The 14490-nt window shown below is 69.3% G+C and carries 11 protein-coding genes; 5 read left to right on the top strand and 6 right to left on the bottom strand.

The window, feature by feature from the left end; all coding sequences use genetic code 11:
* Positions 1-24: 24 nt before the first annotated feature.
* The gene (locus BKA25_RS18570; protein ID WP_069847980.1) at positions 25-1083 is read left to right on the top strand and encodes a DUF4192 domain-containing protein; all 1059 of its coding nucleotides are present in this window, start codon (positions 25-27) and stop codon (positions 1081-1083) included.
* A 95-nt stretch (positions 1084-1178) separates the two neighbouring features.
* On the opposite strand, the gene BKA25_RS18565 is transcribed toward BKA25_RS18570, so the two are convergent.
* The 4 genes from BKA25_RS18565 to BKA25_RS18550 form a co-directional block, all read right to left on the bottom strand.
* Positions 1179-3287, bottom strand: a complete 2109-nt coding sequence (locus BKA25_RS18565) for a S9 family peptidase (protein ID WP_236750573.1) — start codon at positions 3285-3287, stop codon at positions 1179-1181.
* The gene (galE, locus tag BKA25_RS18560) at positions 3284-4243 is read right to left on the bottom strand and encodes a UDP-glucose 4-epimerase GalE (RefSeq protein ID WP_069847982.1); all 960 of its coding nucleotides are present in this window, start codon (positions 4241-4243) and stop codon (positions 3284-3286) included. The genes BKA25_RS18565 and galE overlap by 4 nt, the downstream gene beginning before the upstream one ends.
* A gap of 61 nt (positions 4244-4304) precedes the next feature.
* Entirely contained in the window at positions 4305-5504 is a 1200-nt protein-coding gene (gene galK, locus BKA25_RS18555; protein WP_069853445.1) for a galactokinase, read from the bottom strand.
* Between the two features lie 44 nt (positions 5505-5548).
* Positions 5549-6241, bottom strand: a complete 693-nt coding sequence (locus BKA25_RS18550; protein WP_069847984.1) for an iron-dependent transcriptional repressor DtxR — start codon at positions 6239-6241, stop codon at positions 5549-5551.
* Between the two features lie 246 nt (positions 6242-6487).
* Between BKA25_RS18550 and BKA25_RS18545 the strand changes: the two genes are divergently transcribed.
* Positions 6488-7339, top strand: coding sequence for a sulfurtransferase (locus BKA25_RS18545; protein ID WP_069853446.1), 852 nt, complete (start codon positions 6488-6490; stop codon positions 7337-7339).
* 164 nt (positions 7340-7503) lie between these two features.
* On the opposite strand, the gene BKA25_RS18540 is transcribed toward BKA25_RS18545, so the two are convergent.
* Complete coding sequence (locus BKA25_RS18540) at positions 7504-8169, bottom strand: hypothetical protein (protein WP_157421004.1); 666 nt, start codon at positions 8167-8169, stop codon at positions 7504-7506.
* Between the two features lie 284 nt (positions 8170-8453).
* Here BKA25_RS18540 and BKA25_RS18535 point away from each other — a divergent pair, with 284 nt between their 5' ends.
* The 3 genes from BKA25_RS18535 (at position 8454) to BKA25_RS18525 (ending at position 13130) form a co-directional block, all read left to right on the top strand.
* Positions 8454-9683 (top strand): acetoin utilization protein AcuC, encoded by a 1230-nt coding sequence (locus BKA25_RS18535; protein WP_236750575.1) that lies wholly within the window; start codon positions 8454-8456, stop codon positions 9681-9683.
* A 48-nt stretch (positions 9684-9731) separates the two neighbouring features.
* The gene (locus BKA25_RS18530; RefSeq protein ID WP_084642734.1) at positions 9732-12440 is read left to right on the top strand and encodes a bifunctional acetate--CoA ligase family protein/GNAT family N-acetyltransferase; all 2709 of its coding nucleotides are present in this window, start codon (positions 9732-9734) and stop codon (positions 12438-12440) included.
* 240 nt (positions 12441-12680) lie between these two features.
* Positions 12681-13130 carry a MarR family winged helix-turn-helix transcriptional regulator gene (locus BKA25_RS18525; RefSeq protein ID WP_069853449.1) on the top strand — a complete coding sequence of 150 codons (450 nt, stop codon included), beginning with the start codon at positions 12681-12683 and terminating at the stop codon, positions 13128-13130.
* Between the two features lie 28 nt (positions 13131-13158).
* Here the strand turns inward: BKA25_RS18525 and BKA25_RS18520 are convergent, their stop codons facing one another.
* On the bottom strand, positions 13159-14484 hold the full coding sequence (locus BKA25_RS18520; RefSeq protein WP_069847988.1) for a sensor histidine kinase: 1326 nt from the start codon (positions 14482-14484) through the stop codon (positions 13159-13161).
* Between the last annotated feature and the right edge of the window lie 6 nt (positions 14485-14490).

Here is a 14490-nt window from a genome sequence, read left to right as displayed (position 1 = left end):
GGCTCGATCACGCAAGGTCATGGCATGACCACGCGCTTGAGCTCCTGCGTTCGACTGAACGATCCCGGCGAGTTGATCGCCGCCGTTCCACATCTTCTTGGCTTTCACCCGGTCGATTCACTGGTCTTGATCACGCTGAAAGACGCGGGACAATCCAAGGTCGGGTTGACGCTGCGCGTCGACCTGCCCGCCACCGACGACCACGAGGCGCTCGCGGCCTCACTGTTGCCACCGATCACGACACAGCAGGCCACCGGTGTGATGGTCATCGTGGTCGGTGGTGGAGACCACAGCCGATTCGACGGTCCACCGCATCGCGATGTGGTCGGTGTGGTGGAACGCATGCTGGCCGAGGCGGCGGTGCCCTGCCTGCATTCCATCTGGACCCCGGACACGGCCGCAGGAAGCCGATGGCAGTGCTTCGGCGAGGACGACTGCCACGGTCGGTTGCCCGACCCCGGCGGGACCACACTGGCGGCCGCGAGTGTGGTGGCGGGTGCGGTCACCTTCGCCGACCGAACCGAACTCGCCGAACTGCTGAATCAGGACCCGGCGCCCGACCTGGAACGTCGGGCCGAACTACTGGCCGCCGCCACGGAGGCCGGCGACCTCGACCGCACGCTGTCCGGCACGGCGACGGCCCGACGTGATCTGGCCGCCCTGCACCGGGCCCTGGAGTCGACCGAGCGCAACAACCTACTGGTCGACGACGACCTGGTGGTTCGGCTGGCCTTCGCCTTGACCGACCGCAGAGTCCGCGACGCCTGCATGCGCTGGTGCTCCGGCCCTCGGGCGGTCGCCGCTGAGCGCCTATGGCTGGAGCTGACCAGGGCGATCCCCGAACCGGAACGGGCCGAACCCGCCACCCTGCTCGGGTTGTGCGCATACCTGCGTGGCAACGGGGCACTGGCCGGTGTCGCGCTGAGCGCGGCGCTTCGGGCCAGGCCGGATCACGTCCTCGCCTCGCTCCTCGACGACCTGCTGCAATCCGGGATGGCACCGGACCAGTTGCGCGCGGTCGTGTCGGATTCGGCGGAGGAGGCGTTGCTGGCCATCGAGATGGGAGAGGAGGAGCCGTGGTGAGCGAGGCGTCGCGGCCCCGATCGTTCCGGCCTGGAGACCCGGCGAAGCACGGATGTCCGGCACGAGTCGCCGCGTGCCGGACATCCGCTGGGTGCTCAGAGCAGTTCGGGGCGCCGCCATGGTTCGCCGAGCAATCGCTCGGCGAGGAAGGAGAACACCGTCTCGTACCAGACCTTGGCGTTTCCGGGAGTCAGAATCCAGTGGTTCTCGGTCGGGAAGTAGAGGAACCGAGCGGGGACTCCGTGTCGGGTGAGGTCGTGATACATCCGCAGCGCCTCCCCGATCGGCACTCGGTAGTCCCGATCGCCGTGGATCACCAGCATCGGCGTGCGGATGTCGGCGACACGCAGATGCGGGGAGTTCGCCGCCACGACCTCCGGCTCGGTCAGCGGGTCACCCAGCGCCCGCTGCCAGAAGTAGCCGTTGTCCGTGGTTCCGGAGAACTGGTCGGTATGCCACAGCGACGCGTGCGTCACGATGGCATCGAACCGGTCGGTGTTGCCCGCGATCCAGTTCGCCATGTAGCCGCCGAAGGAGCCGCCCATCGCCGCCGTGCGTTGCGCATCCACCTCCGGGAGGTCGACGGCGACATCGGTGATCGACATCAGATCGGTGAACGGAGCCGTTCCCCATCGCCGCCAGCCGACATCGATGAAGTCCTCGCCATAGCCGGTCGACAGTGCGGGGTCCGGCAGCAACACCGCATAGCCACGCGCGGTGGCCGTCCACGGGTTCCACCGCCACGTCCACGAGTTCCAGCTCGACATCGGCCCACCGTGCACCCACAGCAACAGGGGAGCGGGATTCGCGGCATCGGCATCGGTGGGCAGTGCGAGCCAGGCTCGCACGGTCCGACCGTCCGCCACCGTGGTCTCGATCTCGGTGAGCCTGCCGGGTACCTCGGGCACCGCACCGGGTGCCGGTAGTCGGAGTGGATCCTGATCGCGCTGTGTCGTGTCGATGCGGACCGGTTCAGCGGGGTGGTCGATCGAGGAGCGCAGCGCGAACAGCACACCGTCATCGCCGGCCTGAAGATCGGTGTAGGCACCCTCGGCGGTGAGCCGCTCGATCTCGCCACCCGCGAGATCGAGTCGGAAGACCGGCTTGCGCCCGTCTGCGTCGGCCGAGAAGAACACGGCTCGGCCATCGCGGGCGAGCACGACCTCGGTCGGCCGCAGTGGGAATTCGGACAGTAGATCGGTTATCTCACCGGACGCCAACTCGGCTCGAACCAGCGTGATCCGAGGCGGAGTCTGCGCCGTCGACTCCTGATGACGGAGGCAGAACAGCGAGGTCGAGTCGGCATCGAACGCCACGACGTGTAAGGAGGCATCTTCCTGGTCGAACACGCAGCGCCGTGACCCTGTCATCGAGTCGAGCACTACCACGCTGTCTCGGCGGCCGACCGCCGCGGAGACGTCCACCTCGAGGCTGTGTGCCACCAGACTGCCGTCCGGACTGATCGCAGCGGGCAGACCGATCCGCCCGGCCGATTCCGGCGTCACATCGAGCGGGTCGACGATCCGACCGGTTCGTGCGTCGACGCCGTCGGAGACCAGCAGCCGGGTATGGCTCGGGCCGATGTCGTGATCCCAGAAACGCACCGGGTACGACTCGTGCAGGATCGCGGTGACCCCGGCATCCTCACGGGCCTTGCGCTTCGTCTCGTCGGGTTCGCCGAAGCCGACGAAGGGCAGCGCCGAGACGGCGGTGACGACCCGACCGGTCGTTGCGGCCACCCAGGCCTTCGCCACGCCGCCTGCGGGTGCGAATACCTGTCGTGCCTCGCCGGTCGGCGGTAACGACCACAGCGAGGCCTTGGTCCCCGTGGCGTTCGACGTCTCCTGGTCCGCCCGCGTCGAGACGAACAACAAGGAGCCGTCCGGCGTGAATACCGGGCTCGACTCGCCACGGTTCGACCTGGTGAGGCGGTGCGCGGGCTGAGCGCCGGTCGGATCGATCTCCCAGAGCGCCCCTTGCCAGGTCTTGCCGTCCGCTGCGAGCTCGGAGACCACGGTGACCAGGCGATCTCCGGTGCGGGAGAGCGCCAATCCCGAGAGCCTGGGCATCGCGGTGAACCGGTCGAGGTCTCGGAACGACTCGGCAGCCTCGGCGCCGGGGTCCGGGGTGGTCCCTGCGGCGTTGTCCGCCGTACCTGGCGGGTCCGTCTCGAGACCGGGCTCGGACGTCGGTGACGGCGTCACTTCGTCCGTCCCTGGGTGAAGCGCCAGGCGTCGGCGACGATGGTCTCGAGGTCGGGGCGCTCCGGCTTCCACCCCAGTTCGTCGCGGGCGCGATCGGCTGCCGCGACCAGGGTGGCCGGGTCGCCCGCGCGCCGAGGGGCGAGCTCGGCGGGGATCGGGTGGCCGGTCACCAGCCTGCACGCGTCGATGACCTGCTTGACGGAGAACCCGGTGCCGTTGCCGAGGTTGTAGATGCGATGTTCGCCCGCCGTGGCGTGCTTCAGCGCGAGAAGGTGTGCATCCGCAAGGTCCGTGACGTGGATGTAGTCCCGGACGCAGGTGCCGTCCTCGGTGGGCCAGTCTTCGCCGTAGATCGACACCTTGGGGCGCTGTTCCAAGGCCACCTGCAGCACCAGCGGGATGAGGTGCGTCTCCACAGCGTGACGCTCGCCGAACCGGCCGTGTGCGCCCGCGACGTTGAAGTAGCGCAGGCTCACCGCGGCCAGCCCGTGCGCGTTCGCGTAGGAGGTGATGGCGTGGTCGATGGCCAGCTTGGTGGCGCCGTAGGTGTTGGTGGGCCTGGTCGGCGCGGATTCCGGAATCGGGACCTGCTCCGGCTCGCCATAGGTGGCCGCCGTCGAGGAGAACACCAGCCGGGGTACCTGGTGGCGGTGGACGGCGGCCAGCAGGCGCAGCGACGTCACCACGTTGCCGTCCCAGTACTTCGCCGGGTCGGTCATGGACTCGCCGACCAACGACTTCGCCGCGAAGTGCAGGACACCGTCCACACCATCGGCCAGTAGGTCGTCGGCGGCCTCGGCGAGGTCTGCCTGGACGAAGGTGGCACCGTCCGGGACGGCGTCGGCGTGACCAGTGGAGAGGTCGTCGACCACCACCACCTCGTGGCCTTCCTCCACCAGTCTGGCCGCACAGACACTGCCGACGTATCCGGCTCCACCTGTCACCAACAGCTTCACGTGATCCAGCCTTCCTTGACCAATCGCGGCGAGCGTCCGGTCACGGGCGGTTCGACCCCGGTCAACTCAACGAGACGTCCTCTCGGCCGGCCCCTGGCGAGGGCGATGCCGCGAAGAACCGGGGGTGCGTCAGCCCGCGTTCGTCGAACGCAGCGGTGATCGACTTTTCGATCTCCGCCTGTTCCGCAGACCGTATAAGGGCGATCGCGGAGCCCCCGAACCCGCCTCCGGTCATCCGTGCACCCAGCGCACCCGCCGCCAACGCGGTGTCGACGACCAGGTCCAACTCGGTGCAGGACACCCGGTAGTCGTCGCGCAGGCTGTGGTGCGATGCGGTGAGCAACGGGCCGATCTCGTCGAGCCGGTCCCCATCGAGCAGCCGGACGAGAGACTCCACCCTGTCGTTCTCGGTCACGACGTGTCGGAGCAAGGGCTGGAGCTCCGCCGGGAGCCGAGCCGACGACGCATCGAGTTCGGCGGTGGCGACCTCGCGCAGCGAATCGACCCCGAGCACGCGAGCGGCCTCGATACAGCCTCGGCGCCGCTCGCCGTAGCCGGATTCTGAGTGCGCATGCCGGGTCTTGGTGTCGATCACCAGGATCGCGAGCTCGCGTGCGGCGGTGTCGAAGGGCACCTGCACCTGCTCGCCGGATCGGACGTCGAGGAATAGGACGTGCGCGGCGGTGCAGCACAGCGACGCGGTCTGATCCAGGACTCCGGTGGGGGCGCCGACGAAGTCGTTCTCGGCCCGCTGGGCCCAGCGGGCGATCTCGGTCAGCCGCAGACCGCCGGTCCGGTCACCCGCTGCCACGGAGACCCCGGCGAGATCGAGCAGCGCCAGCGCGGTGGCGCACTCCAAGGCGGCGGAGGAGGACAACCCCGCGCCGGTCGGTACGTCACCGCAGACGACGAGGTCCGCTCCCGTGAGCGCGAAACCCGACTCGCGCAGCACCCAGGCCACCCCCGCCGGGTAGGCCGCCCAGCCGGTCACCGAACCGGGGCGCAGGTCCTCGACCTGCACCGGGTCGGCGACCTGCGGACGACCGTCGGACCCCACCGTGGTCATCCGCAGCATGCCGTCCTCGCGTGCGGTCGCGGCCACCGCGGTGCGATGGGGCAAAGCGAAGGGCAGCACGAAGCCGTCGTTGTAGTCGGTGTGCTCGCCGATGAGGTTGACCCGGCCGGGTGCGCTCCAGCACACCTGGGGCTCATGGCCGTGCAAGGACCGGAACTCGGTGACAGCGCGTCTGGCGGCGTCGATGGCCCCGCCGCCCGCCTCCACCGTTGTCGAGTCGGTGTTCGTGCTCACCGCGCACGTACCAGGACCGCGTGCGCGACGTTGGCTGCGAGCTGCGCGCTTCCGCTCGGGCCAGTCACCTTGACCTCGGTCGACCCGCCTGCGGGCGAGACGGTGACGACGCGATCGGGCATCACACCGGCGCTCTTGAGATCGGCCATCAGATCGGGGTCCAGCTGCACGTACTCGGCGATCCGGCACACCTGGGCCTGCCCGCCGCCTTGACGGGCGATCTCGTCGAGCGGCAGCAGGTCGCTCTCCATCGGCGGGGCGGGCTCGCCGACCCCCAGCTTGTCCAGTCCCGGGATCGGATTGCCGTAGGGCGAGGTGGTGGGGTTGCCCAGCAGCGTGACGAGTTTGCGCTCGACGGCCTCACTCATCACGTGCTCCCAGCGGCATGCCTCGCTGTGGACGTGTTCCCACTCGAGTCCGATGACGTCGACGAGGAGACGCTCGGCCAGCCGGTGCTTGCGCATCACCGCCTCCGCACGTTCACGTCCGGCGCCGGTCAGTTCCAGGTGGCGGTCGTCGGCCACGATGAGCAGCCCGTCCCGTTCCATCCTGGCCACGGTCTGGCTGACGGTCGGACCGCTCTGGCCCAGCCGCTCCGCGATACGGGCCCGGAGCGGGATCACACCCTCCTCGCCGAGGTCGTAGATGGTGCGGAGGTACATCTCGGTGGTGTCGATGAGCTCGTTCACGCCGGCTCCCTTGCTGAAGTACTAGAGCTTGTGGCAGTCGTTCGGTGCGAAGAATGGAATCGAGTGGCCAGGAGGGGGTCACAAGGGGAGAGGCCACCTCGGGCGGCGCGAGTGGTGGGATTCGCGCTTCCGGCTACACCCGGACAGCTTAGGCGCTCATCGTAGGTGCCCGGGCCGACCGGTCGGCGCGTCGCCTTGCCGCAGTCGTCTGGACCACGCCCGCTCGGTTGCGCCAGGATGTTCGTTGTGCAGCCATTGGTGAGTACCGAGGAACTGGCCGAGGCGATGGCGGGGGAACGACCACCCGTGCTGTTGGACGTGCGGTGGGCGCTGAGCGGCCCGCCCGGCCGGCTCGCCTATGACGCGGGTCACCTGCCCGGCGCGGTGTTCGTCGATCTCGATCGAGAGCTCGCAGCCCCGCCGGGAGCGGGCGGCAGACATCCCCTGCCCGATTCGGTGGATCTCCAGCGGGTGCTGCGCGCCGCGGGTGTCAGCTCGGACCGCCCGGTGGTCGCCTACGACGCGGCCGATGGTTCGGTGGCCGCGCGGGCCTGGTGGCTGCTCAAATGGGCGGGCCACGAGCACGCCTCGGTGCTGGACGGCGGGTTCGCCGCCTGGTCGAGCGAGGACCGCGAGATCAGTGTGGCGATCCCGGAGCCGACGCCGGGCGACATCGTGGTCCGACCGAATGGCAGGCCCGTGGTGGACGCATCGGGAGCGGCGGAATTGGCGTCGACCGGGGTGTTGTTGGACGCGCGAGCCCCGCAGCGGTACTCCGGTGCGGTCGAGCCGGTGGATCCCAGGCCCGGGCATGTGCCGGGAGCCCGCAACGCACCGTTCGCCGCTCATGTCGACGCGTCGGGTCGCTGGCGATCGCCCGCCGCCTTGGCCGAGCATTTCGCAGGGCTGGGCGTGCGTCCGGATGTGGCGGTCGGCGCGTACTGCGGGTCGGGGGTGACGGCGTGTTCGGTGCTGCTCGCCTTGGAGTCTGCCGGACTCAGTGGGCCGGATCGGCCTGCGGCGCTCTACGCGGGATCGTGGTCGGAATGGGCCGGGCAGCCCGATCGTCCAGCGGCGATCGGCGATTCACCGGGCTGAGCGTTGCCTGTGGCCCAGGAGTCACCTGCGGCCCGAAAACGGTGCGGAGAACGCGAAATCCCGGCGCACCTCACCTGAGATGCACCGGGATTGCGCGCTGCGACTGTCCATCGCTGCCATGCCACCCACCGGCCCGGGAACGCGATCCCGATCCCGGCTGCGGCTCAGGCGCTGGGGAGCGCGTCGTAGATCAGCTGGATCGTGGCCTCCGCCGAGGGACACAGGTCCTTGGTGACGTTGCCGAAGGTGTCCAGGTCCACGTAGATGGCGTTGAAGTAGACGTTGGGGTCCTCGTTGATGACCATTCCGAGGTCGCAACGGTCCTCGGTGACCAGCCGGTATCCGGGCTTGCCCAGTACCTCGGCCGCTTCCTGACCCTCCTCGGTGGGCTCCCCGCTCCAGTTGGTGGTTCCGAAACCGAGGTAGTTGTACGAGGTTCCATCGAGGTCGATGGAGTAGCTGCAGATCGTGCTGTAGTCCGAGGGCTCGCCCATATTGGGCGAACCCACCGCATTCCCGATCTCATCCGCGCTCACCAGCTCGCAGAAGCTCGCCACCGACTCGGGGTCCTTCGCGCCGTCGGAGGAACCACCGCCGCCGGAATCGTCGCCGGAACCGGAGGTCGGGTCCTGCGGATCAGGCAGCGGAATGCTCGGCAGGTCGGAGTCACCGCCGTCGTCCTCGGCCGACGGGTCGGAATCCTCGCTCGGCTGTGCGCTGCCTGCACCCGGTTCGGGCGATGCGGTGCCTGCTACCGGGGTGGCGCACGCTCCTAACCCGAAGACGAGCAGGACAGCGCTGATCGCGGTGGTGAGGCTTCGCTGAGACATGGCGCGCATACCTTTCAGACGGGCGCCGAGAGCGTACGGTTTCACGATAACGGCGGGAATCCACCGCGGCTGATCACCGGGTCCGGCACCATTTGGCGACCTCGCGGAGCTGCGGGAGCTGGCGGGATCGCAGAAACGGTAACCGACGACCCCGTCGGCAGGCACACCGTTCTCGCATTCCCGACGCACGGTGTCCGTTTCCGCGCGGTCTGCGACACTTGTGCACGCGGTCGGCGCAGCGCTTCACCCCGAGTCCGAGAAAGCGCACGCGGTACCGTCGACGAGTGGTGTCGACGGCGATCGTGTGGGACGAGGCACTGCTGGGATACGACCTCGGGCCGAATCACCCGCTGGCGCCGATCCGGTTGGACCTGACGATGCGGCTGGCGGATGCATTGGGCGTCCTGACCGGTGTCCGGAGGCTGCGGCCCGATCCAGCCGATGACGATCTCCTCGCCACCGTGCACCGCAGGGATTACCTCGCGGCGGTGCGGGCCGCCTCCAACGGTGCGGACCGGATGCCGAGCGGCCTTGTCGACCACTTCGGCCTGGGCACCGTCGACAACCCCGTCTTCCCCGGCATGCACGATGCATCGGCGTTGATCGCGGGCGCCTCGGTGGCGGCGGCGAGGGAGATCCTCGAGGGCCGAGTCAGCCGCGCCGTGAACATCGCAGGCGGTCTGCACCATGCGATGTCGGGTAACGCGGCAGGCTTCTGTGTCTACAACGACTGCGCGGTGGCCATCGCCTGGCTGCTCGATCAGGGTGTGGAGCGGATCGCCTATCTCGACGTCGATGTCCACCACGGCGACGGCGTGCAGGCCGCCTTCTACCACGATCCACGGGTATTGACCGTGTCCGTTCACCAGCATCCGCGCACACTGTGGCCGGGAACGGGCCTGGCCTCCGACCTGGGCGGTCCGGCCGCGCCCGGCCGCGCGGTGAATCTGGCTCTGCCGCCGGGAACCTCCGACGCCGGGTGGCAGCGCGCCTTCCACGCGGTCGTTCCCTCACTGCTGGCCGAGTTCGAGCCGCAGATCCTCGTGACCCAATGCGGCGTCGACACCCACCGAGAGGACCCGTTGGCCGATCTGTCCTTGACCGTCGACGGCCACCGGACGATCTACCGGACACTGCGCGCCCTGGCCGACACCTACGCCGACGGGCGCTGGCTGGCCCTCGGCGGCGGTGGATACGCGTTGCATCGAGTGGTGCCGAGATCGTGGACGCACCTGTTGGCCGTGCTGACGGACCGCGATCTGGACCCGGACACGGCGGTACCGGCGGAGTGGCGGTCCCATGCGCAGGAGTCGGCCGGTGGGATCGCCATGCCGATGGCGATGACGGACCGGGAACGGCACGACGAGGGCGCCGTCGACACGACGGAACTCGGTGACGTGTGCTTCACACCGTGGGACGGCGATGTCTCCCAGGACGTCGATCGGGCCGTGTTGGCCACCCGGCGTGCGGCGTTCCCGTTGTACGGTCTGGATCCCGAGGATCGACGCGACTGATCGGTACGCGGTCGGTGGCGAGGCGGTGGTGAGGAGGTCGGGCGACCGATGGAACACCCACCCGAGGACACCGACGGTGTGCTGTCCGCAGCGACGAACCCGGTCGGCGCCGAACCACCCGAGCACTGGGCGGCCGACGTCGTGCTCAGCGACGGCGGCACCGTGCACCTTCGCCCGCTGCGCCCCGAGGACGGGCCTCGGCTGGTGGCGCTGCATTCTCGGATGAGCGAGCGCACCCGATATCTCCGCTATTTCGGCGCCTATCCCCGAATGCCCGCAGCCGACGTCCGGCGGTTCAGCACGGTGGACCACCATGAACGGGTCGCCTTCGGTGCGGTGCTCGGTGGCGACATCGTCGCGGTCGGCCGCTTCGATCGGTTGCCCGGCGGCGATTCCGCCGAGGTGGCGTTCGTCGTCGAGGACGGGCATCAGGGCCGAGGGCTCGGCTCGATCCTGCTGGAGCATCTTGCGGCGGCAGGACGCGAGCGCGGTCTCCGACGTTTCGAGGCGGAGGTCCTCGCCGAGAACGGGCAGATGGTCGCGGTGTTCCGCGCTGCCGGGTACTCGATCCGCCGCGAGCCGGCCGAGGGCGCGCTGCACCTGGAGTTCACCATCGATCCCACGGTTCGGTCCGTGGAGGTGGTGAGATCCCGGGAACAGGCCGCCGAAGCCCGTAGCGTCCACAATCTGCTGCATCCACGCTCGGTGGCCGTGATCGGCGCGTCGAGCGATCGCTCGAAGATCGGCAACGCGGTGCTGACGAACCTGTTGGCCGCCGACTTCGCGGGCCCGGTGTATCCGGTGAACGGCGAACACCGCTCGGTGCGGGGAGTCCGGGCCTACCCGGAAGTGCTCGACATCCCGGACGCGGTCGATCTCGCCGTGGTCACCGTGCCCGCCGCGCGGATGGACGAGGTGCTCGACGGATGTCTCGCCAAGGGCGTCAAGGCGCTCGTGGTGGTCAGTGCGGGCTTCGGTGAGACCGGAGCGGACGGCCTGGTCGCCGAGCGCAGGTTGGTGGAGGCCGCCCGGGCACACGGCATGCGGGTCGTCGGACCGAATGCGCTGGGCGTGGTCAACAACGACGTCGCGGTCCGGTTGAACGCGACATTGGCCCCGAGGCTGCCCGGAATGGGCCGCGTCGGATTCTTCTGCCAGTCGGGTGCGCTCGGCACCGCGATCCTCGCCACGGCGGCGAGTCGCGGCCTGGGGCTGTCGACGTTCGTCTCGGCGGGAAACCGTGCCGATGTGTCCGGCAACGACCTGCTGCAGTACTGGCAGACCGATTCCGGCACCGATGTGGTGCTGCTCTATCTCGAATCCTTCGGCAACCCCCGGAAGTTCGGCAGGCTGGCCCGCCGACTCGGCCGTACGAAGCCGATCGTCGCGGTGAAATCCGGCAGACACGCGGGCCCGCCCGCGCTCGCCGCGACCGCCGTGCCCGTCGATGAGGCGGGCGTCGCGGCCCTGTTCGAGCAATCGGGTGTCATCCGCGTGGAGACGCTGGCACAACTCTTCGATACGGCGCTGGTGCTGGCACACCAACCCCTGCCCGATGGTCTCCGGGTGGCCGTGGTGGGCAACTCGACCGCGCTGGGTCTGCTGGCCTCGGACGCCGTGCACGTCGAGGGCCTCACCTTGGCCGACGGCCCGGTGGATGTCGGTGCCTCGGCCAGCCCGGAGGAGTTCGCGACCGCGGTGCGGTCGGCCATCGGTTCTCCCGATGTGGACGCGTTGGTCGCGGTGTTCGTGCCGCCGATCTCCGTCGCGGGCAGCGCCTATGCCCGCGCCCTGCGTGAGGCGGTGTCCGCTCCGCCGGGCGGGACGCGTAAACCGGTCGTCTCGACCTTCCTGGCCGCCGAGGGCATTCCGGATGAGCTCGCCGTCGCCGGTCTGGGTGGTTCGCCGGGGTATGGGTCGGTGCCCTCCTATCCCAGCCCCGAGCGAGCGGTGGCCGCCTTGGCACGAGCGGCCCGATACGCCCGGTGGCGGAGCGCGCCGCAGGGTGTCGCAAGTCGACCCGCCGGACTCGCCGTGCAACGTGCCGCCGACGCGGTGACGGCGTGGCGGGCGGCCGCGGGGCCGGAGCCGATCACCTTGACCGACGCACAGACCACCGAGCTGCTCGCCCACTACGGCATCGAGTTGGTGCCGTTCGCGCAGGCCGATTCGGTCGACGACGTGGTGGCAATGGCCGAGGAACTCGGGTATCCGGTGGTCTTGAAGAGCACCGACCCGCGATTCCGGCATCGGCCCGACCTGGTCGGCGTGCGGTTGGATCTCGGCGGTCGGGCCGAGGTCGAGGCGGCCTATCGCAGTCTGCGGACGATCTCCACCGAACCCGCCGTCTATGTACAGCGGATGGCTCCCCGAGGTGTCTCCTGCCGTCTCGGGGTGCAGGACGATCCGTCGTTCGGCACGCTGCTCTCGTTCGGCTTGGCCGGGATCGTCGGCGATCTCCTCGGCGATCGTGTCTACCGGGCGGTTCCGTTGACCGACATCGATGTCGCCTCGGTGATCCGCGAACCACGGGCGGCGCCGCTGCTCACGGGATATCGAGGCAGCGAGCCGACCGATCTGACTGCCTTGGAGGACCTGGTATCGCGGGTCTCGGCCTTGGCGGAGGACGTGCAGTCCGTGCGGGCGTTGTCCTTGGAGCCGGTGCTGTCCTCGACGGCGGGTGCATTCGTCACCGGGGCTCGGATCGTGCTCGGGCCGGAACCCAGTGCCGATATCGGACCTCGACGACTGCGGTGACTCCGGCACCGGTCGGCTTCGTGCCGAAGAACAACGTCGGGGCTCGATCTTGAGGGGCCCAGAGGCGGGGAAGGCCGAATCGGTTGATCCCGATACTGTCTGGTAGGTCTTCGATCATCAAGCGCTGTGTCCGAGGAGCGAGCCGAGGCGACACCGGTTCGACCGATCGATCGGCCATCGAGCACAGAATCGGATTCGGCGCGTGGGCGCCCAGCACACACGTTCTGGCGAGGAGGCACCGTGACGGACGAGATCAGGACGCCGATCGGCTTCTGGCTCAAGCATCTGGATCAACTGATCGAGGACGGATTCGATGCCGCTCTGGCCACTGCGGACCTGAGCAGACGGCAATGGCAGGTTCTCTCGGTGCTCCGTGCCAGGCCGAGGGAGACACCCGAGCTGATCATCGAGCTGCAACCCTTCCTGACGCTGCCCGACGCCGAACGGCTGTTGGCAGATCTGGAGCGCAGGGGATGGATCTCCGACCGATCCGGGCGCCACGAACTCACCGCCGATGGAGTGGTGGCCTGGAGCGCGGCAGCCGAACACGCCCACGAGTTCCGTAGCCTGACCGCGTCCGGCGTCTCCGATGAGGATTATCGGACCACATTGCGCGTCCTGCGGACGATGGCCGGAAACCTCAGCGCCGCTGCGGCCACCTCGGGAGCAGGCGAGGCGCCGCGGAATTGAGGCTGCGACGCCACGCCGTCGGCTGCCGCTACCCGTTCTGACCGGGAGAGAGCTCCTTCGGCGCACCGAGATCCAGGGTGATCTGCGCGCCGCCCCACTCCGAGGCACCCAGCCGCACCGTGCCACCGGATGCGGTGGCCGTCCGGCGTGCGATGTCCAGCCCCAACCCGGTGGAGCCCGCTCCACTGGCCCCCCGACGCAGCGGTCCGGTATGCCCGTCGATGAGCCCGGCGAAGCCGGGGCCCGCGTCGGCGACCACCAGCCGCGCCCCGCCGGTCGGCCAGGCGAGCAGCCGGACCGCGAATGCCGATCCATCCGGCGTATGGGCGAAGATATTGCCCAACAGTGCGTCGACGCAGGCGGCCAGATCGGACTCGGGTAGCGCGACCAGGACCGGGCCCAGTGCCAGATCCAGTTCCACCGGTCGCTCGGTGTCCTCGGCCAGCACCGACCAGAACTGCACCCGGTCACGCACCACGGCCGCCGCGTCGCAGAGGACCGGCACGGCGTGCGCCCCGGTCTCGACGGCCCGCCTGCGCGCATCACCGATGATCTCGCTCACCGCACGTTCCAACTCCGCCACCGATGCGCCGATCCGGCGCGCATCAGCCGGGTCGCTGAGACTCTCCGCCTCCAACTTCATCGAGGTCAACGGGGTGCGCAACCGGTGCGACAGGTCGGCTACGGTTTCACGTTCCTCCCGGAGAAGCTCCTTGATCCGCCCGGCAAGATGGTTGAGCCCGCCCGCGACATCCCGTAGTTCCTCCGGGCCCTCCGGCGTGGCACGGGCATCCAGTTCGCCGCCTGCCAACCGATGCGAGACATCGGCGAGTCTGCGGGTCGGCCGGACCAGGGAGTGCGCCAACCGGTCCGACACCAGGACACTGACGGCCATCAGGACGACGCCCAGTAGGGCCAGGATCAGCCAGGAGCGGACCACACCCCCGCTCATCGCCTCCGTGGTCACCAACGTCCGGATCACGGCGGTCTGGCCGTCGGCGTCGACCGTGGCGAAGAGGATCTCCCGGCCTTCCGGCGTCTCGGCCGCCAGGCTCTGGCCCCGCATGGCCAGCTCGACGGCGCGCGTGGGCGGCGTCTGCTCGCCGACCACGGTGCCGTCGGGTAGATAGATGCTCACCGGTTGCTCGGCGAGCCCCTGGGTGCGTAGCCCGCGTTGCAGCTCCGCGGTATCGGTATTGGCCACCATCCAGATCAGCGACTGCGCCTCGACGGTCGCCGCATGAACCGCGCGGTCCTCGGCGAAGCTGCGGATCAGCAGGGCCAACGGGACCAGGAAGGCCACCAGCACCAAGGAGGTGGTGGTCGCGACCAGTATCGCCAGTCGACGTCTCATCGTCGT

The sequence above is a fragment of the Actinoalloteichus hymeniacidonis genome (assembly GCF_014203365.1).
GTDB lineage: Bacteria > Actinomycetota > Actinomycetes > Mycobacteriales > Pseudonocardiaceae > Actinoalloteichus_A > Actinoalloteichus_A hymeniacidonis.
This window is presented reverse-complemented; position numbering and strand designations above follow the sequence as displayed.

Coding starts and splice junctions, on each gene's coding strand:
- BKA25_RS18570 (WP_069847980.1), top strand. CDS start 25: ATGACCACGCGCTTGAGCTCCTGCGTTCGACTGAACGATCCCGGCGAG.
- BKA25_RS18540 (WP_157421004.1), bottom strand. CDS start 8,169: ATGTCTCAGCGAAGCCTCACCACCGCGATCAGCGCTGTCCTGCTCGTC.
- BKA25_RS18530 (WP_084642734.1), top strand. CDS start 9,732: ATGGAACACCCACCCGAGGACACCGACGGTGTGCTGTCCGCAGCGACG.
- BKA25_RS18520 (WP_069847988.1), bottom strand. CDS start 14,484: ATGAGACGTCGACTGGCGATACTGGTCGCGACCACCACCTCCTTGGTG.